18 protein-coding genes are annotated in these 20810 nt (G+C 66.8%); 9 read left to right on the top strand and 9 right to left on the bottom strand.

Translation table 11 applies throughout. From position 1 onward, the window contains the following. Window positions 1–204 precede the first annotated feature (204 nt). The gene (locus ACMPH2_RS01135) at window positions 205–1407 is read left to right on the top strand and encodes a branched-chain amino acid aminotransferase (RefSeq protein ID WP_314639991.1); all 1203 of its coding nucleotides are present in this window, start codon (window positions 205–207) and stop codon (window positions 1405–1407) included. A 375-nt stretch (window positions 1408–1782) separates the two neighbouring features. Here ACMPH2_RS01135 and ACMPH2_RS01130 read toward each other — a convergent pair whose 3' ends face one another. The 3 genes from ACMPH2_RS01130 to ACMPH2_RS01120 all read right to left on the bottom strand — a co-directional run bounded on the left by ACMPH2_RS01130 (window position 1783) and on the right by ACMPH2_RS01120 (window position 3599). Further along, window positions 1783–2103 (bottom strand): carboxymuconolactone decarboxylase family protein, encoded by a 321-nt coding sequence (locus ACMPH2_RS01130; protein ID WP_009278484.1) that lies wholly within the window; start codon window positions 2101–2103, stop codon window positions 1783–1785. A gap of 88 nt (window positions 2104–2191) precedes the next feature. Beyond that, window positions 2192–3043 carry an aldo/keto reductase gene (locus ACMPH2_RS01125; protein WP_417118386.1) on the bottom strand — a complete coding sequence of 284 codons (852 nt, stop codon included), beginning with the start codon at window positions 3041–3043 and terminating at the stop codon, window positions 2192–2194. A gap of 121 nt (window positions 3044–3164) precedes the next feature. Next, on the bottom strand, window positions 3165–3599 hold the full coding sequence (locus tag ACMPH2_RS01120) for a cupin domain-containing protein (RefSeq protein ID WP_417118385.1): 435 nt from the start codon (window positions 3597–3599) through the stop codon (window positions 3165–3167). A 207-nt stretch (window positions 3600–3806) separates the two neighbouring features. Between ACMPH2_RS01120 and ACMPH2_RS01115 the strand changes: the two genes are divergently transcribed. The 3 genes from ACMPH2_RS01115 to ACMPH2_RS01105 all read left to right on the top strand — a co-directional run bounded on the left by ACMPH2_RS01115 (window position 3807) and on the right by ACMPH2_RS01105 (window position 5865). Beyond that, on the top strand, window positions 3807–4484 hold the full coding sequence (locus tag ACMPH2_RS01115) for a TetR/AcrR family transcriptional regulator (protein ID WP_417118384.1): 678 nt from the start codon (window positions 3807–3809) through the stop codon (window positions 4482–4484). 11 nt (window positions 4485–4495) lie between these two features. After that, window positions 4496–5071 (top strand): hypothetical protein, encoded by a 576-nt coding sequence (locus ACMPH2_RS01110; protein ID WP_417118383.1) that lies wholly within the window; start codon window positions 4496–4498, stop codon window positions 5069–5071. A 314-nt stretch (window positions 5072–5385) separates the two neighbouring features. Then, entirely contained in the window at window positions 5386–5865 is a 480-nt protein-coding gene (locus tag ACMPH2_RS01105) for a flavodoxin (protein ID WP_062531670.1), read from the top strand. A 182-nt stretch (window positions 5866–6047) separates the two neighbouring features. Here ACMPH2_RS01105 and ACMPH2_RS01100 read toward each other — a convergent pair whose 3' ends face one another. Both ACMPH2_RS01100 and ACMPH2_RS01095 read right to left on the bottom strand, forming a co-directional pair. After that, entirely contained in the window at window positions 6048–6719 is a 672-nt protein-coding gene (locus tag ACMPH2_RS01100; RefSeq protein ID WP_062531671.1) for a transaldolase family protein, read from the bottom strand. A gap of 45 nt (window positions 6720–6764) precedes the next feature. Then, window positions 6765–9179 carry a glycyl radical protein gene (locus ACMPH2_RS01095; RefSeq protein ID WP_417118382.1) on the bottom strand — a complete coding sequence of 805 codons (2415 nt, stop codon included), beginning with the start codon at window positions 9177–9179 and terminating at the stop codon, window positions 6765–6767. A gap of 108 nt (window positions 9180–9287) precedes the next feature. On the opposite strand from ACMPH2_RS01095, the gene ACMPH2_RS01090 reads away from it, so the two are divergent. Continuing rightward, window positions 9288–10196: a glycyl-radical enzyme activating protein gene (locus ACMPH2_RS01090; protein WP_314639977.1), complete on the top strand. Its 909-nt coding sequence runs from the start codon at window positions 9288–9290 to the stop codon at window positions 10194–10196. A 103-nt stretch (window positions 10197–10299) separates the two neighbouring features. Here ACMPH2_RS01090 and ACMPH2_RS01085 read toward each other — a convergent pair whose 3' ends face one another. Continuing rightward, window positions 10300–11046, bottom strand: a complete 747-nt coding sequence (locus ACMPH2_RS01085; RefSeq protein WP_314639976.1) for a DeoR/GlpR family DNA-binding transcription regulator — start codon at window positions 11044–11046, stop codon at window positions 10300–10302. 370 nt (window positions 11047–11416) lie between these two features. Between ACMPH2_RS01085 and ACMPH2_RS01080 the strand changes: the two genes are divergently transcribed. Beyond that, window positions 11417–12211: a protein-ADP-ribose hydrolase gene (locus ACMPH2_RS01080; RefSeq protein WP_417118381.1), complete on the top strand. Its 795-nt coding sequence runs from the start codon at window positions 11417–11419 to the stop codon at window positions 12209–12211. Between the two features lie 49 nt (window positions 12212–12260). Here ACMPH2_RS01080 and ACMPH2_RS01075 read toward each other — a convergent pair whose 3' ends face one another. Both ACMPH2_RS01075 and pdxS read right to left on the bottom strand, forming a co-directional pair. Next, entirely contained in the window at window positions 12261–12581 is a 321-nt protein-coding gene (locus tag ACMPH2_RS01075) for a type 1 glutamine amidotransferase family protein (protein WP_072499755.1), read from the bottom strand. Between the two features lie 288 nt (window positions 12582–12869). After that, the gene (gene pdxS, locus ACMPH2_RS01070; RefSeq protein ID WP_417118380.1) at window positions 12870–13760 is read right to left on the bottom strand and encodes a pyridoxal 5'-phosphate synthase lyase subunit PdxS; all 891 of its coding nucleotides are present in this window, start codon (window positions 13758–13760) and stop codon (window positions 12870–12872) included. 147 nt (window positions 13761–13907) lie between these two features. Between pdxS and pdxR the strand changes: the two genes are divergently transcribed. Beyond that, the gene (gene pdxR, locus ACMPH2_RS01065) at window positions 13908–15356 is read left to right on the top strand and encodes a MocR-like pyridoxine biosynthesis transcription factor PdxR (protein ID WP_417118379.1); all 1449 of its coding nucleotides are present in this window, start codon (window positions 13908–13910) and stop codon (window positions 15354–15356) included. A 143-nt stretch (window positions 15357–15499) separates the two neighbouring features. Here the strand turns inward: pdxR and ACMPH2_RS01060 are convergent, their stop codons facing one another. After that, window positions 15500–18322, bottom strand: a complete 2823-nt coding sequence (locus tag ACMPH2_RS01060; RefSeq protein WP_417118378.1) for a Cna B-type domain-containing protein — start codon at window positions 18320–18322, stop codon at window positions 15500–15502. Between the two features lie 268 nt (window positions 18323–18590). Here ACMPH2_RS01060 and ACMPH2_RS01055 point away from each other — a divergent pair, with 268 nt between their 5' ends. Together ACMPH2_RS01055 and ACMPH2_RS01050 are read left to right on the top strand one after the other, a co-directional pair. Next, window positions 18591–19223, top strand: a complete 633-nt coding sequence (locus ACMPH2_RS01055) for a DUF1801 domain-containing protein (protein ID WP_417118377.1) — start codon at window positions 18591–18593, stop codon at window positions 19221–19223. A 233-nt stretch (window positions 19224–19456) separates the two neighbouring features. Then, window positions 19457–20764, top strand: a complete 1308-nt coding sequence (locus tag ACMPH2_RS01050) for an alpha/beta hydrolase-fold protein (protein WP_417118376.1) — start codon at window positions 19457–19459, stop codon at window positions 20762–20764. Window positions 20765–20810 lie beyond the last annotated feature (46 nt).

Genomic DNA, 20810 nt, shown 5'->3' with positions numbered 1-20810 from the left:
AGGGGACGGAAATCACCCACTTCGGGCCTCCTGTGCCGGTGATGTGCCGCCTGCGCCTCCCACAGCCGAAGTGAGCGCAGCCCGCGCCTCCCACAGCCGAAGTGAGCGCAGCCCGCGCCACGCGCCCCACAGCCAAGGTGAGCCCAGCCCGCACCGAGCCTCCTGCCACCCGCGTCCTGACGTCCGGCGGCACCCGTCCGCAAGATGCTTGACCAGATGATGAACGCGAGGAGAAGCCCCTCCCATGTTTCGGGAGCGTCACCTACTCAGGGCGCCCGCAAGGGCGAGAGTACACTGTGCATCGCGGCGGAGGTGACGCCTGGGACGCTCCCGGGCCGCACCCGCGCGAACCACAAACAAGGCAAGGAGGGCCACATGCAGAAGAAGGACCTGGACTGGGAGCACCTCAGCTTCAGCTACATGCCCACGGACTACAGCTACGTCTCGAACTACAAGGACGGTGCCTGGGACGAGGGCGCGCTTACCACCGACCACAGCATCACGCTCTCCGAGTGCGCGGGCATCTTCCATTACTGCCAGGAGGTCTTCGAGGGCCTCAAGGCGTACACCACCAAGAACGGCGACGTGGTCTGCTTCCGTCCCGACCAGAACGCCGCCCGCATGGCCGGTTCCGCCAGGCGCATCGTGATGCCGCCCTTCCCCGAGGACCGCTTCGTCGACGCCGTCGAGAAGGTCGTACGCGCCAACGCCGCATGGGTGCCGCCCTACGGCTCTGGCGCCACGCTGTACGTGCGCCCGCTCATGATCGCCACCGGTGACGTCATCGGCGTCAAGCCCGCCGACGAGTACCAGTTCCGCATCCTCGTGACCCCCGTTGGCCCGTACTACTCCGGCGGCGTCAGGCCTGTCGCGGTCAAGGTCTCGGAGTACGACCGCGCAGCTCCCCATGGTACCGGCAACATCAAGGCCGGCCTCAACTACGCCATGTCGCTGTATCCCAGCGTCGAGGCGCATGCCGAGGGCTACGCCGACAACATGTTCCTCGACCCCGAGACCCGCACCTTCGTAGAGGAGTCCGGCGGCGCCAACTTCCTCTTCGTCAAGAAGGACGGCACGCTGGTGGTTCCCCAGTCTGCGACCGACTCGATCCTGCCCTCCATCACGCGCCGCTCGCTGGTGGACGTGGCCCAGAACATGCTGGGCATGACCGTCGAGCAGCGTCCCGTGCGCTTCGACGAGATCGGCGAGTTCGTCGAGTGCGGCATGTGCGGCACCGCGGCCGTCATCTCGCCGGTGGGCAAGGTCGTGGGCCCCGATGGTGAGGTCGTCTACGGCATGGACGAGGTCGGACCCGTCATGAGGAAGCTGCGCGAGACCCTGACCGGCATCCAGTCCGGCGAGGTCGAGGACAAGTTCAACTGGGTCCACAAGATCGACGTCGAGTAGGCGAGAGGCGCGCCGGCGTTGCTGCCGTGATGCTCTTCGTCGCGTGAGACATGCCGCGCCCCGGGGCTTCGGCCCCGGGGCGCGTTGCGTCGACGTGCGTGATGTGTCCGGGTGCAAGCTCTACGTGCATAGGGAACGAGCGCGGCGTGGCGCGTGACGTGCGGTACGAGCGTGAATGTGGGTCGTTGGTGAGACAGTACGGCCGGCATCGTACGCGCGTCACTCTCGCCCGAAGCCTCATGCTGTAAGGCTTAGTCTTGCCAGTGTGGACAGTTTTGCCGCCGTGCGGGGCCAATTCAGTCCACGATCGCAAGATTGGGCGGCGCTGCGCCTTCCGGCTCGGTCCAGCCACACCCAGCCCGGCACGGCCGTATCCTACTCCCAGACCTCCTTGGCCATGTTGAAGGCGGCCCAGGCCTTGGGCCAGCCGGCATAGAAGGCGGCGTGGGTGATGACCTCGGCGATCTCCTCCTTGGTGATGCCGTTCTTCTTCGCCGTCATCAGGTGGTACTTGAACGACGAGTCGACGAGCCCCTGCGCCATGAGCGCGACCACGGTGACCAGCGAGCGGTCGCGCAGCGAGAGCTCCTCCTCCCGGCTCCACACCTCGCCGAACAGCACGTCGTCGTTGAGCTCCGCGAACTTGGGGGCAAACTCGCCCAACTGGTCGCGTCCTGCCGTCTGTCTCACTGCCATGCCTGGCCCCTCTCGCCTGATGCCTTTTCTCGATTCGTCTGGGCCGAACGCCCGTCTGCGTGCCCGTCGCGTCCCTGCTCCAGACGCCCTACTTTCCGCTGAACACGGGGAACGCCGCATAGCTGCCGTAGTCGACCGCGTCGTAGCCGCGCAGCGTGTCCATGTCCTCGTCAGAGATCTCGAAGTCCAGCTCACTGTTCTGGCGCATGTGGTCGGGGTTCGCCGTCTTGGGCAGGGGGAGGGTTTCCAGCTGCAGGTCGTAGCGGATGCAGAGCTGGGCCACGCTCACGCCGTAGCGCTCGGCCATTCCGGCGACCCTCGGGTCGTCCAGGATTGCGCCGTGAGCGACGGGAGAGTACGCCTCGACCAGGATGCCCTTGTCCCGGCAGTGCCGGATGAGCTGCTCCGGGGTGTTGCCCACGTGGACCAGGAGCTGGTTGACCATCGGCCGCACGTCCTCGGCCTCCAGGTTCTGGAGGTCCGCCTCCTCGAAGTTGGCGACGCCGATGGCACGGAGCTTGCCCGCGCGGTACGCATCCTCCAGCGCCTCCCAGGCCTCGCGGTTGCCTTCGGCGTAGCTGCCCTCGCGCCAGTTCGCCCAGGGCTGGGGGCTGTGGATGAGCATGAGGTCGAAGTCGTCGAGGCCTGCCTTTCGCAGTGATTCGTCGATGGCAGCCGCCGCAGTGGCGCGGTCCTTCGCCTCGGCCGCCAGCTTGGTGGTCACGAAAAGCTCCTCGCGCGCGACGCCTGCCGTGCGCACGCCCTCGCCCACGCCCCGCTCGTTGCCGTAGGCCTGGGCGGTGTCGAAGTGCCGGTACCCAAGGCGCACGGCCTGCCGCACCGCCTCGGGTGCCTTGCCGTCGTCGATGAACCAGGTTCCCAGCCCCAGCTTGGGAATGCTGACGCCGTTGCTCAGGACGAAGCTCTCTTCAAGGACCATCGTTGGCTCCTCTCGCCATAAAGACTCGTTCGTGCCGTTTGTCGCAGACCGTCCCACCCCGCCGCCGCATCGCCCGCTGCGGCGTCATCGCATGTCGTGACGCGGACTGCCTCCGGCGCAACTACAGCGCCAGGTAGTCCTCGTCGCTCACGGGCTCGAGCCACTCGTTGGACGCGTCCTTGCCGGGCACGCCGATGGAAAGGTGAGAGAACCAGCTGTCCCTCTTGGCGCCGTGCCAGTGCTTCACCTCGGGCGGGATCGAGACCACGCTGCCCGCCGTCAGCTCCACGGGCTCCTTGCCCCACTCCTGGTACCAGCCCTCTCCGGCCGTGCAGATGAGGATCTGCCCACCGCCCTCGCTGGCGTGGTGGACGTGCCAGTTGTTGCGGCAGCCCGGCTCGAAGCTCACGTTTGCCACCGCGAGCGAGACCTTGCTCGGGTCCGTCAGCAGCTTGAGGTAGGAGTTGCCCACGAAGTACGCCGCGTACGCGTCGTTGGGCTCTCCCACGCCAAAGGCGTCCGCCTTCTGGAACTCTTCCCCGTCGAGGTACTTCATGTCGCGTCCCCCTATCTGCGTGCCTCCTGGGAGCCAGCTCGGGGCCACTCCCGGCCCGGGCCACGTGCCGGCGCGCTGCTCACGTGGATATACTGTATGTTCCAGACGCTAGCCACAGCCACGCCCATCTTCAATGGCCACTTGTGCCCAAGGTGGTGCCTTGCGTGGCATGACGGACGTCGCATGGGCCGGGAGGGGGTGTGGGCCATGGATCAGGCGGTCGAGAGGAGCCAGCGCTCGCGGCGTACGCGCGACGCGATCAGGGAGGCATTTCGCCAGATTGTGGTGGAGGGCAGCCCCGACGCAGTGACCGTCACATCCGTGTCGGAGCGCGCGGGCATACATCGCAAGACCTTCTACCTGCACTACAGCTGCATCGAGGCGCTGTATGAGGACATGGTCGCAGAGGTGTGCCAGCAATACGCCGACGAGGTTTCCAAGCTGCCCGTGCCCTACGACTACAAGAGGCTCACGCGGGTCTTCGTCGACTTCTACACGCGTGACGTCTTTGCCGAGCGGCTCATCTGCGACCCGCGCTGGGCGGACCTCTTCCAGGCCGTGTCGGCACAATCCCTGCGGAGCAACCGGGAGGGCTTCGACCCCTTCGCGTCGTTTCCGCCCGAGGAGAAGGACCTCGTCAACTCTTATGCCAGCGGTGCCTCGCATGTGATGTTCCGCCGTTGGGTGGAAGGGGGAAGGCTCGTCTCGCCCGAACGGCTTGCCGAGCTCCTGGGCGGCCTGATCGAGGACGGCGTCCGTAGCGTGCGTGACGTCGGTGGCGAACCGGCGGCCCGTCAGGCCACAGCCCAGCAGGCCTCGGCACGGCAGCCGCCAGCCCAGCGGGCCTCGGCACGGCAGCCGCAGCCAGGCGAGAGTGGCAGGTGACTGGTTCCCGAATGAGTGACACCAGAAGGCGGATCCTCATCTTCCTGCTCGTGACTTTTGGGATCGCGTGGGCGTATGCGTTCCTTGCGGTGTACCCCATGAGCAGGAGCGCGCTGGCAAGCTACCTGCCCATGGCCACCAAGCTGGTCACGGGGGCGATCATGCTCGCGCCCTCGATCGCCGTCATCGTGACGAGGGCCGTCACGGGAGAGGGGTTCCAGGGCACATCCCACCTCACTTCGGCGGGCTTCGACAAGACCTGGCGCTATTGGCTTGCGGGATACCTTGGGCCCGTCGTGCTCGCGGCGGTCGTCGCCTGCTGTGCCTACTGCACCGCGGTGGGGGTGTTCCTGAGCTACCTCACGCTGAGGTCGGGCAGTTGCATCCCGGCGACGCTCGCGCACGGCTCGCTCGACGGGACGGCGGGCCTGAGCTATGCCTTCGCGCGGACGGCAGGCAATCCCCTCGTGGGTTCGGCGCCCACGGGCATCCTGGGCGGCGTGGGCTTCGTCGTGGCTGCGGCGCTGCTCCTTGCCAGGCTTCGTCGCCTGGAGAGGGCCGGAGAGCCCCTGCTCGTGGAGGAGTAGCGGCCGGACTGCCGCGTGCCGCCGTCGCGTGCCGTCCGGGTACGCAGGCTCTCGCGTGAGGTTGCCGTGCCGCGCCGGCGAAGTCCGCAGAATTCGAAATTTTGCTGACTCGTTTTGCAAGGCCCCAGCTAGCTCACATGCAACTCGGCAAAATTTCAATTTTTGCCGAGTTGGGAAGGATGCCGGACGACTCCACGCGCGACGATTCTGGGCATTGAACGATGGCTCCACGTCGGCGCATGATTATCCCAACGAGCGGGGCGCCGATTGGCCGCATGGTGCGTCCGCCGGCGTCCATGGAGGGGGAGAGGATCATGGCAAAGGTTCTGGTCGCATACTTCTCGGCCACGGGAACCACTGCGCGCGTGGCAAAGACGCTGGCAGACGCCGCGGGGGCCGACCTGCACGAGGTCGCGCCGGCGCGACCCTACAGCAGCGCCGACCTCAACTGGAACGACAGGGCGTCGCGCAGCAGCGTCGAGATGCGGGACGAGTCCTGCCGTCCCGAGCTTGCGGGCGACGACGTCGACCTTTCTGGCTACGACGTCGTCTTCGTGGGGTTCCCCGTGTGGTGGTACGTCGAGCCGCGCATCGTAGACAGCTTCCTGGAGGCTCACGACTTTTCCGGGAAGACCGTCGTGCCCTTTGCCACCAGCGGCGGAAGTGGTCTGGGCAAGGCTCCGGAGCGCATGCAGCAGCTCGTGCCCGACGCCACGGTGCGCGGTGGTCGCAGGTTGAGCGCCGGCGCCTCTGCGGCCGAGCTCGCGTCCTGGGTGCGCGAGCTCGGACTGTGAGCCTGGGCCTGGGGTAGCCGCAGTCGACCTTGCTTTGGCGAAGGCCCTCCAAGACAGCATTCTGCGTAGAATGCTGTCAAATTTTGCGTTTGCCCAGTTGAGCGAGAAAAAGGACAGCATTTCACGCGAAATGCTGTCCTTTCCACCTCTCGAGCGGCATCCATTGCCTCCGGCCTCAGACCCTACGCCTCGAGCGTGGACCTTCCGTAGGTCTTCCGCCAGTTGCTCGTGAACTCGTCCACGGCGATGGCGGTGCCGGGGTGGTCAACCATCGCGCGGATCACGTCGGGCGCCACGGTTATCGCGGGCGTGCCCGCCGCGAGCAGCTGGTGCACTTGGTCGACGTTCTTGAACGACGCGGCGCAGACCTTTGCGTCGAAGCCGTAGGTGGCCAGGGTGTCGACGAGCTCGATTACCTGGCTCACGCCGTCGCCGTAGTTGCACATGCGGTTGACGTAGGGCGCCAGGTAGTCGGCTTCGGCCTTCGCCGCCCAGAAGGCCTGGTCGGGGCTGTAGATGCCGGTGGCCAGGACGCAGGTCCCCTCAGACTTGACGGCGGGGATGGCGCGCAGTCCCTCCCGCGATACGGGAATCTTGACGACGACGTTCTTGCCACCGCGCAGCGAGGCGATCTTGCGCGACTCCGCCAGGATGCCCTCGTAGTCGGTCGCCACCACCTGGGCGATGATCTTCTGGTCCTCGTCCAGGACCTCCTCGAGCTCGGCGAACACCTGCTCGGGCGCCTTGCCGGACTTGGTGATGATGGTGGGGTTTGTGGTCACGCCATCGATGGGGAGAAAGGAGCACAGCTCCCTGATTGCCTCGATGTCCGCGGTGTCGATGAAGAACTCCATGTCGTTCCTCTCCCCTGGTCCTTCCTGCCCTGTTGCTTCCTGATTCTAGAGCGTCTGCTCGGTGCGCCCGATGATGTCGTCCTGCGTGGACTTGCTGAGCGCGTTGAAGAAGGCGCTGTAGCCCGCGACGCGCACGATGAGGTCCTTGTGGTCCTCGGGGTGCTTCTGCGCGTCGATCAGCGTCTCGCGCGAGACCACGTTGAACTGGACGTGGTAGCCGTGCAGGCGGTTGAAGTAGGTCTGGAGCATGAGTTCGAGCTTCTGCTTGTTCTCGTCGCGCGAGAGCATGGTGGGGGTCAGCTTCTGGTTGAGCAGCACGCCGCCGGTGATCTTCTCGGTGGGAAGCTTGGTGATGGACTTGAACACGGCCGTGGGGCCCTGCCTGTCGCAGTTGTGCGCGGGGCTGCAGCCCTCGGCAAGCGGCTCGTGGGCGTGGCGACCGTCGGGCGTCGCCATGGTGCCCATGCCCTGCCCCACGTTGGCGCTGATGGAGCTCGTGCCTGCGTAGCGAATGCCGCCGATTGGGCCGCGGTCGTGGCGCGTAGAAGGGTACTTCGCGATCTCGTCGATGTAGGAGTCGTAGGCCTCGACCACCAGGTCGTCGACGTAGTCGATGTCGTTGCCGTACTTGGGGGCATCGTTCACGAGGAGCTCCTGGACGCGCTTGCCCTGGGGGGACTGGAAGTCGTCGAGCAGCGCGTCCCAGAGCTCCTGCCGCCCGATCCTGCCCTCCTCGAACACGAGCTTCTTGATGGCGGCGAGGCTGTCGGCCATGTTGGCGATGCCCACCTGCAGACCGCTGATGAAGTCGTAGACGGCGCCACCCTCCTTGATGGTCTTGCCGCGGGCGATGCAGTCGTCGGTGAGGGCGGAGCAGAGGACGTCGGGCACGTCACGCTCGGAGGCCTTGTCGATGAAGTTCTCGACGATGACGGAGTAGCGAGTCATCTCGCGGATGGTCTTGTCCCAGGCGGCAAGCAGCTCGTCGTAGCTGCTCATCTGCGTGAAGTGGCCGTAGTCCTTGGTGAAGCGCCTGCCGGTGGTGAGGTCGACGCCGCCGTTCATGCAGCAGAGGAGCAGTCGGGGGAAGTTGAGGTAGCTCATGCCGGTGCAACGATAGCCCCACTTGCCCGGGACGGCGGTCTCGACGCAGCCGATGGCAGAGTAGTCGTACGCGTCCTCCTCGGCGACGCCCCACTTGACGAACGAGGGGATGATGACCTCGTCGTTGTTAAGGGCGGGCATGCCAAACCCGAGCTTCATGACCTCGACGCACTCGTCCAAGAAGCGCTTGTCGATGCCCGCGTGGTAGCGCACGGTGAGGTTGGGCTGGGTCAGGCGGGTCTGCGCCACGGACTGCAGGACGAGGTACGAAAGCTCGTTGACGGCGTCCTCGCGGGCCGTGGTCTGTCCGCCGATGGTGACGTTCTGGTACATGGGGCTGCCGGCCGACGAGAGCGTGTGCGACTGGCTCCGGACCTTCTGCACCGTGAGCGACTTGATCCAGAGGTTGCAGAGCAGCTCGAGCGCCTCGTCGCGGGTGATGGCGCCGCCCTCGACGTCCGCCTGGTAGTAGGGGAGCAGGTACTGGTCGAGGCGGCCGTACGAGAGCGAGTGGCCGTTTGACTCGATCTGCAGCAGGACCTGCGAGAACCACACCGCCTGCACGGCCTCGCGGAAGCTCCGGGCGGGCTCGTAGGGCACGCGCTCGCAGGTGGCGGCCATGCGCTCGAGCTCGGCCCTGCGCGCGGGGTCGTCCTGTCGGGCCGCGAGCTCGCGCGCGAGGCCAGCGTAGCGCCGGGCCCAGCGGCGGACGGCGGGGATGACCGTCAGGACGGCGCGGTAGAACGCCAGCCTGTCGACGGACTCGGGGTCGGTGAGGTCGAGCGCGCCCATCGCCGCACGCGTGCGCTCCTCGTAGCCACGCAGTCCCTCGCGCAGCAGGCGCGCGTGGTTGATGGCCAGGTGCGCGTCGCCCGCGTTGAGCTTGCCCTCCATGCCAAAGACGCCCGTCTCCATGAAGACCGAGACCTCGTCGGGCAGGAGCGCCAGGCCGCGCTCGCGCAGGGTGTTGCCTTCCCAGAAGGGGGCGATGGAACGGATGCGCGCCTTGTCCTCGTCGGTCACGTGGAAGACGTCACCGTCGCGCTTGTCGAACTCGTCGAGCTCGTCCAGGACGAAGCCCAGCGTGTACTCGGGGAAGACGGGCGCGTTGCAGTTCTTGGTGGCCTGGCTGCCTGCGAGGAGGGTCTTGTCCTCGATGTAGATGCTCATGTTGTCCAGGATGTGCGCGAACGAGAGCGCGCGCCTCAGGACGGGGGGTTGGCTACCGGTCTGGCGGTAGGACTCGGTGCAGAGGACGGCGCGCTCGGCGTCGACGAAGGGCTTCTCGTCCAGGACCTCCTCGCGATACGCCTGCATGCGCGGGGTGAGAGACCCAAAGTGCCGTGCGTTCTCCATCCGTTCTCCTAATTACGTAAGAAATAATATATACTTACGAACGTAAATATAATGATAGGTGACACGGAAGAGAAGTCAAGGCGAGAAAAACGTCCCCGCGGAGGCAGTATGCAGACGGCGACCGTCTTCAACGTCCAGAAGTTCAGCCTGAACGACGGCCCGGGTATTCGTACCGTCGTCTTCCTGAAGGGCTGCCCCCTGCGCTGCCAGTGGTGCGCCAACCCAGAGAGCCAGCGGCGCGAGCCAGAGCTGGAGTGGGTGCGCGCCTCCTGCGTGGGCTGCGGGCATTGCGTCAATCTCTGCGCTGGGGCGGGCGAGCGCGTGACGGGCGGCAGGCGGCACGTGGACCTGCATGGTGTCGACGCGTGCTCGGAGGCCGCCGCGCGTGCGGTGGCAGAGTGCCCCGGCCATGCGCTCAGCGTGGTGGGGAGGACGCGCGACGTCGAGGGGCTGCTGGCACTCTGCCTGCAGGACAAACCCTTCTACGAGGACTCCGGCGGCGGGGTGACGCTCTCGGGAGGGGAGGCGCTGCTCTGGCCCGACTTCTGCGTCGAGTTCCTGGGTCGCCTGCGCAAGGAGGGCATAGACAGCTGCCTCGAGACCGAGGCCTACGTGCCCCAGGAGGTCTTCGCCCGTGTGGCACCGCTGGTGGACCACCTGCTCGTGGACATGAAGCACTGGGACGCGGCGGCGCATCGCGCGAGGACGGGCGACGGCAACGAGCTGCCGCTCGCCAACCTGAGCTGGGCCGTGGGGGCTGGCCGGGACGTGCTGGTGCGCACGCCGGTGGTGCCGGGCTTCAACGCCGACATCGAGGACGCGCGCCAGATGGCGCGGCTGCTGCGCGGCCTGGGCCTGGACCAGGTGCAGCTTCTTCCCTTCCACAACCTCGGGGAGTCGAAGTACGCGCTTCTCGAGCGGCCCTATGCCCTTGCGGGCAAGACGAACCTGCACGAGGAGAATCTCGTGGAGTACGCGCGCGCCTACGCGGACGAGGGCGTGCGCGCGTTCTTCTAGCTGGGGGTGGCTGGGAGGGCGTGGAGGGGTACCGCCCGCCGCAAGGCAGGCACGGGTCTCTCGCCCGGCCCTTGCGCCGCGCCGTCGGCACGTCGTGGCCTCGTCACGCGATCAGGGTCTCGATTCCCATCTGCTCCAGCCTCCGGAGGGTCTCATAGCCCAGGCCGGGGTCGGTCACGACGCTCAGCGGCTTGTCCCCGAAGCGCAGGGGGATGGCGCCGTGCTGGCGGAACTTCTCGGACTCCGTGAGCACGACCACGTGTCCGGCCGACTCTGCCATCGTGCGGTCCGCCTCGGCGCGCATCTGGTCGCCGTTGGTGAAGCCCACGCCGTCGATCCAGCCGTCCGCTCCCACGAAGAGGTGGTCGACCGCAAACTCGCGGGCACAGGTGCGCAGGAGCGGACCCACGGTGACCTGGGAGTCGCGCTGCATGATCCCGCCCAGCAGGATTGCCTCGACGCTCGGGAAGTCACGCAGGTAGTTGGCTATGAAGACGCTATTGGTGACCACGGTCACGCCCTGCTTCTGGACGGCGAGCTCGCGTGCGAGGATGGCACAGCAGCTGCCGCTCTCGATCATGATGGTGGAGCCGTCGGGCACGAGCTCGGCCGCGCGCTGGGCGATGCGACGCTTCTCCTCGTAGTGGTACGCCAGGCGCCCGCTCACGTCGTTGGGGTTGGCAAGGAGGGCAAAGCCGTGCTCGCGCAGCACGAGGCCGCGGTCCTGGAGCGAGTCGAGGTCCTTGCGCATGGTGACGTTGGAGACGCCGAGCCGCTCCGACAGGCGCGTGACCTCCATCTTCTTCTCGACTGTGAGCAGCTCGAGGATCTTGGCGTCGCGCTTGGACATGTGGGACCTTCTGTCTGGCTTGCACCAAGAGGGCGACTGCGTGGCAGCGCATCGACGCGAAGCCATGGCAGTGGCATGTTTCTTACGTACGAAAGCATATTCTAGCAAAAAGGAAGAAAAATACAGGCAAGAAGAAGCGAGGGCATCATGCGCCAGAGCCCCTCTCGCTTGGGTAAGAATGGACGGAAATGCTTGCGGAAACGGGGGGGTCGCGATGCCAATGGGAAGAGCAGGCGACGTACGCGCAGGTCAACGCCATGGAGTCGCTGGTCCCCGCCGTGCTGGCGGATCGCGCGATCCTGATTCGCGACGACGCGGCGAAGGTGATCTCTGGGCTGAGGGCGAAGCTCGCCGAGGGGGCATAGGTGCCATGGGTGCCATTGGGGACAAGAGGGAGTCAGAGCTCAGGTGGCTCATCGACCACCTCGAGGAGGAGCGCGGCTCGGCCAGCCGCGCCTCGGCCACGGAGCCGGGCCAGCTCTGGCCCTACCTCAGGGCGCTGATGAACCTGCGTGAGCCGCGTCGGACGAGCGACGAGTTCTATGTGCGCCAGGACCGGCTTCTGCGCGAGCTTGCCCAGGAGAAGGGCATCGTGCGTGCCACGGAGCTGCCGCGCAGTGACGTCGACGGGCGCCTCTCCGTCTGGCGCGGCGACATCACCGCAATCGAGGTCGATTCCATCGTCAACGCCGCCAACAGCCAGCTCCTGGGCTGCTGGGTGCCTGGACACCACTGCATAGACAACGCGATCCACAGCTACGCGGGGGTGCAGCTGCGCGAGGAGTGTGCGCGGCTCATGGCGGCGCAGCGCCACGAGGAGCCGACGGGCCAGGCCAAGCTGACGTCGGCGTACAACCTGCCGGCGCGCCACGTCGTCCACACCGTGGGGCCCATTGCGGGAGGCGCGCCCACGAACCTGCACCGACGCCAGCTGGCAGACTGCTATGCGAGCTGCCTCGACGCCGCGAGCGAGACGGGCGACCGTAGCGTCGCCTTCTGCTGTATCAGCACGGGGCTCTTCGGCTTCCCTCAGGAGGAAGCGGCGCGCATCGCTGTGGGCTCCGTCCGCAACTGGCTCGACGAGCATCCCGGTGCGGTCGACCAGGTGGTCTTTGACGTGTTCCTCGCCCGGGATGAGCAGATCTACCGGGGACTGCTAGGGTAGCGGGCAAGGACGCGGGGGCCCTGCCCGCCCCGGCCGTGGGCCCTGCCGCCTACGCCTGCAGGGCCTCGACGAGCAGCGTGGCGGTCTTGGCGGCCGACATGGGGTTCTGGCCGCTAATCAGGCGCCCGTCAGCGACGGCGAACGTGCTGAACGGCGGCCTCTTGGTGAACCTGCCGCCGCGCTTGCCGATTTCGTCCTCGGGTGAGAAGGGCATGGCCTTCGCCGTGCGGTTGAGCTTCTCCTCCATGTTGGTGAAGCCGCTGACGCGCTTGCCCTCAACCAGGTAGGAGCCATCGGGCGCGCGGAATGGGTGGGTGGTCGTTCCTGGGACGGCGGCCTCGCCTGCGCTCTTTATCCTGATACCCGACATCCAATTCTTATCGCGCGCGGCCTATCAGACTTCGTGGGAAAAACTGCGCATGATTCCTCAGAGTTGTGGAGGCGAGGGACGTTTACCCAGGATTTTGTCGCCTGAAAGAAATCCAATGTACAGTTTCTTGGCACCCCTCCGAGTATCGGCGCGCAAGACGCGGTGCGACCACCGAACTGGGTGACCGCGCCGCGCCCGTTGCGCCTGAAATGTAGGTCGTGCAGGTCGCGCCCAACGGCCTGGCGGCTGAGCCTTCCGTTCCGGCCTGTCCGGGCGCGCCTGCGGCCCCTACCTCCCGCGCTTGGCCATGAGCAGCGTTACCTCGTCCTCGTTGAGGCCAACCATGGCCTCGCCCAGGTCCTCGCTCACGCGGGCGACGAGCTCGGCGTCCTCGTAGTGGCGCACGGCCTCGACGATGGCCGCAGCCCTCTTGGCGGGGTTGCCGCTCTTGAAGATGCCCGACCCGACGAAGACGCCCTCAGAGCCCAGCTGCATCATGAGCGCCGCGTCCGCCGGGGTCGCCACGCCACCGGCGGCGAAGTTGACCACGGGTAGCCTGCCCTCGTCATGAACGCGCCTCAGCAGCCCCAGGGGCACCTGCAGCTCCTTGGCGAACTCGAAGAGCTCGTCGCCACGCAGGCTCTGGACCTGCCGGATCTGCGCGTTCATCTTGCGCATGTGGCTTACGGCTTGCACCACGTCACCCGTGCCGGCCTCGCCCTTGGTGCGGATCATCGCCGCCCCCTCGGCGATGCGACGCAGCGCCTCGCCCAGGTCGCGCGCGCCGCAGACGAAGGGCGCCGCGAAGCCGGTCTTGTCGATGTGGTTCAGGTCGTCCGCGGGCGAGAGTACCTCGCTCTCGTCGATGAAGTCGATGCCGATCGCCTGGAGGACCTGCGCCTCGGCGAAGTGCCCGATGCGGCACTTCGCCATGACGGGGATGCCCACCGCCTCCTGGATTCCCCTGATCATCTTGGGGTCGCTCATGCGGGACACGCCACCTGCCGCGCGGATGTCTGCCGGTATGCGCTCCAGGGCCATGACCGCGACCGCGCCCGCCTCCTCCGCGACGCGCGCCTGCTCGGGCGTGGTGACGTCCATGATGACGCCGCCCGCCAGTGACCGAGCGAACTCGCGGTTGGCCACCGCCTGGTCCTTGCCTGTCTGCTCCGTTGCCATGCCATTCTCCCTTGGTCGTGTGCCCCCGCCCGTCTGCGCAGGCCGTCTGGTGTCACGAACCAAAGGCTAGATTGAGTCTGATATTGTCGCTATATCCAATAGATGATTAATCAACAAGGTCAGTACCAGTCCAGAACAGGGTCAGAAATGCTTACCTACGACATGGGACGGCGTGGCAGCGACACGCTGTACGCGCACCTCTACAAGTGCCTGCGGGCAGACATAGAGTCGGCGCGGCTCATGGCGGGCGACCGGCTGCCCTCCAAGCGTCGCCTGGCGGAGCACCTGGGCGTGAGCGTGATCACGGTGGAGGCGGCGTATCGCCAGCTCCTGGCCGAAGGCTACGTCGAGTCTGCCGAGCGCCGGGGCTACTTCGTGGCACGGGGCATCTCCGGGCGGGCGAGAGTCGCGCGGCCCCTCGTTCCGAGCCACGCCTCGGCGTCGGAGCCAGCCCATGGGTCCGGGGCGCAACGATTCGTTCCCACCCTCCCCGACGAGGAGGCGGAGCTGGGCTCAGCGGGCCTCTTCTCCCTTCGCAACTGGGCGCGCATCACACGCGAGGTGCTTGCCGAGGAGGACGAGCGCTCCCTGCTCGGGCAGACCGATCCCCTGGGGTCACCCTGCCTGCGCGCCGCCATCTGTCGCCATCTGGCCCAGACGCGCGGGCTCGCGGCCACGCCGGACCAGGTCGTGGTGGGCGCCGGCTCCAAGCTGCTCGACGCCATGCTGGCGCAGCTCCTGGGCCGGGACCTCTGCTTTGCGGTGGAGGACCCCGGATATCCCCAGCTGCGCCGCCTCTACCAGGCCAGCGGCGTGCGTGTCGTCCCCGTGGGAATGGACGTGGCGGGCCTCGTCGTGGACGGCCTCAGGTCGAACGGCGCCGACGTCGCGCACGTCACGCCGTCCCACCAGTTCCCCACGGGTGTCGTCATGCCGGTTGGCCGCCGCTACGAGCTCCTGGCCTGGGCGGCGGAGCGTCCCCGGCGCTACGTGGTCGAGGACGACTACGACTGCGAGTTCCGCCTTTCGGGCCTGCCGGCGCCTACGCTGCAGTCCGTCGACGTCGCGGGCCGTGTGATATACACCAACACCTTCACCAAGAGCCTTGGCCCGGCCTTCCGTGTGGCGTACGCCGTGCTGCCCGAGGCCCTGGCGCGGCGCTGGCGAGACGAGCTCTCGTTCGCGTCGGGCACCGTGGGCACCGTCGACCAGCTCGTCCTGGCGCGCGTCATAGAGTCCGGCAGCTTCGAGCGGCACGTGAACCGAACGCGCACGCGCTGTCGCCACCTGCGGGACCAGCTTCTCCTCGCGCTCGAGGGGGAGCTTGGGGTGCGTCTCGCGGACGTGAGGTCAAAGGACGCGGGGCTGCATTTCGTCCTACGGTTGGAGCTGCCTTCCGGCACGAGCGACCAGGGGCTCGAGCGCGCGTGCCGCGAGGCGGGCGTGCCCTTGCGGGCGATGAGCGGCTTCTACGCCGGGGGCGAGGCGCCCGAGGCCGACCGGCACGCCTTCGTGATGAGCTACTCAAGTCTTGGTGAGAGTGACGTCGCGTCCGTTGCCGCGCGTCTGGCCGCTCTCGTCAGGAACGCACGCTAGGGGTTCGCGCCAAACATTGGTGTGCTGGCAACGCGGGTGGCGTATCCGTTCCGTCCGTCATGCCAACGAGAAGGCGGCCAACGGAGTTGACTCCGCTGGCCGCCTGGACCGTCAATCGGTGTCGTGGGTACTCTTGCCTGGTGCTAGTCCTCGCGACGCGCGCCGCGTCGCAGGGCGAGTCCCGCACTCAGGGCGCATGCCGACGCGAGCAGGGGAGCGATGGGCGAGGCGCTGTCATCCCCGGTCTTGGGCGTCGCGGGCTTCGGCTTCTTGGGGGTCTTGTCGGGAGGGGTGGTGGTCAGCTTGTTGGTGATCGTGAAGCCCTCACCAGCGTTCCCCGTGACCTCGGAGGCGTAGCCGTCGGGGACCTCGACCTCCTGGACCGCGTAGGTGACCTTCTTGCCGGTCTCGTTGACGGGCAGCTTGTCCCAGCTGTGCTTCCAGCCGTTGGCGGCGGAGAGCTCAACCGCGTCGCCCGTGGCCTTGCCGTTGGCCATCAGCTGCACGCGCACCGAGGCGGGACGCTTGCCGGAGGCGTTGCCCGCGTCGTCCCAGACCTTCTCCACCTTGACGAAGGTGACGCTGGGGGAGTGCGTGTTGGTGACGTCGAAGCCGGTTTCGGACGTCGTGCTCGCATAGCCCTCGACCTTGTCCTCGACGATCCGGTAGCTGATGGGACTGCCGTTGCCGTCGTACTTCGGCAGCTCGCCAAAGTCCCAGCTCCAGCCCTGCTCTGCCGTGACCTCCTTGCTTGCGACCTCCGTCTGGCCGGCGAGGAGCCGCACCGTGATGCTCGCGGGTCGCAGGCCGTCGCGGTCGTTGTCGTCGTCCCAGGTCTTGCTTCCCTGGACGTGGACCTTCTCGACGTTGGTGTTCGTGATGGTGAAGCCGGTCGCTGCGTCACCCGCCGGATTGCTGGCCTCGTAGCCGTCGGGTACGTCGGACTCCCGCACGGAGTATGCGATCGCGTGACCGTCCTCGGCATACTTGGGCAGGTCGTCGAAGCTGCCCTTCCAGCCGCTCCCTTCGTTGAGTGCGAGCTCCCTGTCCGTGTCGTGGCCGTCTGCCAGGAGCTTTACCGTCACGGGTCCTGCGACGGGACCGACCCAGCTCTTCTTCACCTGGACGGAGGTGGCGGGGGTGTTGGTGATGGCGAAGCCCTCTGCGGCACTGCCGCTGACCTCGGGGACGTAGCCCTCGACCTTGCGCTCTTCGACGGTGTAGTCGTACACGTGGCCGCTGGGGTCGTTCTTGGGGAGGTTCTGGAAGGTCGCCGTCCAGTTGCCGTCGGAGTCGGGGGTGACCTTCTGGAAGCCCACGTACTGGCCGTCGCGATAGAGGTTGACCAGCACCGAGCCCGGATGGGTGGCGTTCTGCTCGGAGCCGTCGTTCCAGGTCTTGGTGACCTTGATCTCGGTGGTCTCGACGGACTTGCCGATGAACACGGTGCCGTTGGAGCCGATACCGCCACCGCGTGTGGCGGAGCTGTTGCCCGTGATGTGAACCTTCGCCAAACCGAGTGCCTTTTGCACGCCCGGATCGTCCTTGGTCAGCGCGTTACCGAGCGAGAGCTCCTGACCGGACCAGGCATCCAGCACGCCCTTGAGGTCGTCGAGGGGAACCTCGCTGCCGTCGTCGTAGGTCCACCTGTAGGCGCCACCGCCGAGCATGGAGGGCGAGATCTCGTAGGGAGGGTTGCCGCTGTGGGTGCCGAGCCAGGTCGCGGCGAGGATGTAGAGCTCGTTGGCGCCCTCGTCGGCCTTGTTGTTGTAGAAGACCGAGCCGTTAGTCAGGTTGATCTCGGTGACGGAGGCGGGGCAGGCAGCATAGCCGCCGCCGTAGACCTTCGTCGAGTTGTTAGCCACCTCGACGTTCGAGAGGTAGAGCTCGGCGTCGTGCCAGCCGGTATATCCGTCACCGATGCCGTTGACGTAGATGCCGCCGCCGCCGAACATGCCGTTTTCATCGCCTTCGCCCGTCATGGCGTTGTTGGTGATGCTGCCGCCGGTGATGGTCGCGATGCTATAGGCGGAATCGTCGCCGTACTGCACGAAGATGCCGCCGCCACCGCTCCCGGCGCTGTTGCCGTCGATCGTGCCGCCGGTTATCATGAGCTCGCAGCGGCTGCTCGGACCGAAGAACGTGCCTACCGAGATGCCGCCGCCCCGCTCGAAGGCATCGTTGCCGGATATGGTGCCGCCCGAGAGGTTGATGTCGGCACCATCGAACACGCAGATGCCGCCGCCGGAACCGCCATAGCGTTGATCAAGATCGGGGTTGCTGTTTGTGCCATCGACGGCGTGGTTGCCCGTGATGGTGCCGCTTGACATGTTGATGACGGCATTATCGCAGCCGTAGATGCCGCCGCCGCGGACGGCGGAGTTGTTGCGGATGGTGCCGCCTTCGACGTTCACCGTGGTGCCCGCATCCTTCGCGAAGACCCCGCCTCCTGCCTCGGGGTACCAATGCCCCTCGCTGCGGATGTAGTTGTTCTGCAACGTGGCGCCCTCGGCGATCGTCAGCGCACCGCCGTCGAACACGCCAACGATGGATCCGCCTTCGCCTGAGCCGCCCGTGCACTCTGCCCAGCTGCCGTTGTCAATGCCGCCATCTACGACGATGTTGGCGAGCGTCAGCTTCGCGCCTCCCCCGACATGGATGAGCTCGCCGTAGTAACCAGACGCCCGCTGGAGCATCTTGCCGCCGAGGTCCCAGGTCTCGTCGCCAGAGGGCTTGAGCGCCCCGCTCACGTAGGCGAAGTCGAAGCCCGAGCCGGGCAGCAGCTCCTTGACCTTGGCGAAGGTCTTCACCGGCGCATCCTCCGTGCCGGGGTTGCTGTCAGACCCGGTGGAGCCGTTCACATAGATGGGGTGGTCACTCTCGGCAAGGGCTGTCCGCATGCCTAGGGGTAGGCAGATGCAGAATGCCAGCACCATGCCCAAAAGGGCAAAGAGCCTGTTCTTCATGGCGGGCCTTCCTCTCGTGTGTTTGGTCTGTCTTCTCCAGAAGGGCGTCTTTGTCAAATTCCATCGTATCTGTGCCATGGTAACCGAATTCCTGCATTTTTTCTGCATCTAGCAGGTAATATCTGGTTCCGTTTATGTATGATTTTCCAAAAATACAGTGTTTGTCGCCTGTCGATATCTGCTCAGCATGAAGCCCGGTGCCGTCTTTGACTGCGTCTCTCGTTTAACTTGGCTGCGTCTCTCGTTTAAATAACCAAGGGAGGATGGTATGCGCGCGAGGAACCCCATGCCGCAGGACGTCCTTGAGCTGCTCGAGTCTCGCGGGCTGAGGGTGGACTACGACCAGCGCCCCGCCTACCAACGAAACGACTACCTGGGTTGGATTGACCGCGCCAAGCTTCCGGCCACGCGCGAGCGGCGTATCGCCCAGATGTTGGACGAGCTTGCGCGCGGTGGCGTGTACATGGGCATGGAGCACCGTCCGTCCCGCAAGGAGAAGGATGCGACGTCGTCGGGCGGTGCGGAGGTGGGCGGCCCCGAGGCCCCTGACGTCGTCGCGGGACCTCGCACGGCGGACGAGTACCTAGAGGCCCAGCCTGCGGAGCGTCGCCTCCTGCTGGACGAGCTCAGGGCGACTGTCGTTGACGCTCTCCCAGGGGCCGAGGAGACCATCTCGTGGCAGATGCCCAGCTATCGGCTGGACGGGAAGCTGCTTCTGCACTTCGCGGGCTACGCGAGCCATGTCGGAATCTACCCGGGAGCGGCCGCTCTCGACCACTTCGCCCAAGAGCTTGGCTCGCGCCGCAGCTCGAAGGGGACGCTGCGCCTGGAGTATGACGAGCCGCTCCCAAGGGGACTCGTCACGCGCATCTGTCTCTGGTTGGCTGGGGAATCGGACTAGTGCGCCAAAAAACTGCGCACGGTAGTGTCGAATTGTGGAGACGCGCCGCGTTTGCCCAGGATGCCCTCGCCTGAACGTAATCCAATGCGCATTTTTTCGGTGCGCCCTCGCCAGGCGTGGCCTGCGAGCGGCCCGCTGGCGCTTCGGCCGTCCTTCGAGCGCGTACAATTAAGCCTGGATACCAGGGCATCGCTGGGCGATGCGCCGCCGACGAGCCAGACCGGAGGTCTCCCATGAAGCAGGCAGACATCAGCATCCAAAGCAAGCTGGCGCAGAGGTCGTTCGACGTGTCAGTCTATGGCGATGCCGGACGCGCGGTCATCGCCTTCCCGTCAGAGGACGGCTGCAGCACCAGCTGGGAGAACGGCGGCATGGTCGAGGCGCTTCGCGAGCGCATCGAGGCTGGAGAGCTGCAGCTCTTCTGCACCGAGTCCATGGACGCGCAGACCTGGCTCGCCCGCGGCGCCGTGGACGACTACCGCCTGCGCAACCTTGAGCAATGGCAAGGCTACGTGGAGAAGGAGCTCCTTCCCTATGCGGCACGGCACTCCGCCAGCAAGGAGCTGCCGCTCGTTGCCGGTGCCAGCATCGGCGCGCTCAACGCCACGGCACTCATGCTGCGACAGCCCAAGAGGCTGGGCGGGCTCCTCGCGATGTCGGGCAGCTATGACGCGCGCGCGTTTGCGGGAGCCGACCCCGACCAGGCGTGGCTTGACGTCTCTCCCGTCGACATCGTGCGAACGCTTGCCAATGACGCGAAGGGCATGAAGGCCCTTGCTGGCAAGCAGCTTGCCTTCGTCTGTGGTCGCTCCTCCGACGAGCTCGGCCTGGGCTCCCAGCGTGGCCTCGACGCACTCTGCTGCGAGCTGGGGCTCGAGGCAAGCTTCGAGTACTGGGGCTGGGACGTCGTGCCCAGCTGGTTCTGGTGGCAGGAGGAGGCACGCCAGTTGCTGCCCTGCCTCCTGGCGCCCAACGGCCTCATCGACCGCAAGCTGGTCGCCCGTCTCGCGTCCGCACGCACCGAGGCGGAGCATGCCGCCGACCAGAGCGAGGCCGCGGCGGTCGAGCTCAGGGAGGCGTCCGAGGCCCTGAAGCAGGCGAAGTCCGAGCTCAGGGCCGCTCGCAAGCGCACCCGCGACGAGGCAGAGTCCGTCGAGGCGGCAGCGCAGGAGGACGAGGAGCTCAGCGTCGCCGCCGCCGAGGCCTGGGCCGAGAGGGACCGCATCGCCCTGCTGCTGGCCGAGGCCACGAAGGCGGCGGGTGCGGCGCAGTCGGCCGCAGACGCGGCCGCCGAGCGCCTGGGCTCCGCGCGCTGGATCGCGGGCGAGGCCGAGGCTGCCGTCGAGCGGGCGTCCCAAGCCCAGGCGGACGCCACGGCCCGTCTCGCCTCCGCCAAGGAGGCCGTGGCTGCAGCCCAGGGGGAGGCGGAGCGCCTTGCCGCCGCGCTCGCCGAGGTGCAGGCGGAGGTCGACGCGGAGAGGGACGAGGCCCGCCGGCTCAAGTCTGGCAAGGCCAGCCGGTCCAAGTCAAAGCGCAGCTAGACCACACTGCAGCCGCGGATCGATCCGCAGCTGAATCGAGTCGCGC

Source organism: Olsenella phocaeensis (genome assembly GCF_048189965.1).
Lineage (GTDB): Bacteria > Actinomycetota > Coriobacteriia > Coriobacteriales > Atopobiaceae > Olsenella_I > Olsenella_I phocaeensis.
This window is presented reverse-complemented; position numbering and strand designations above follow the sequence as displayed.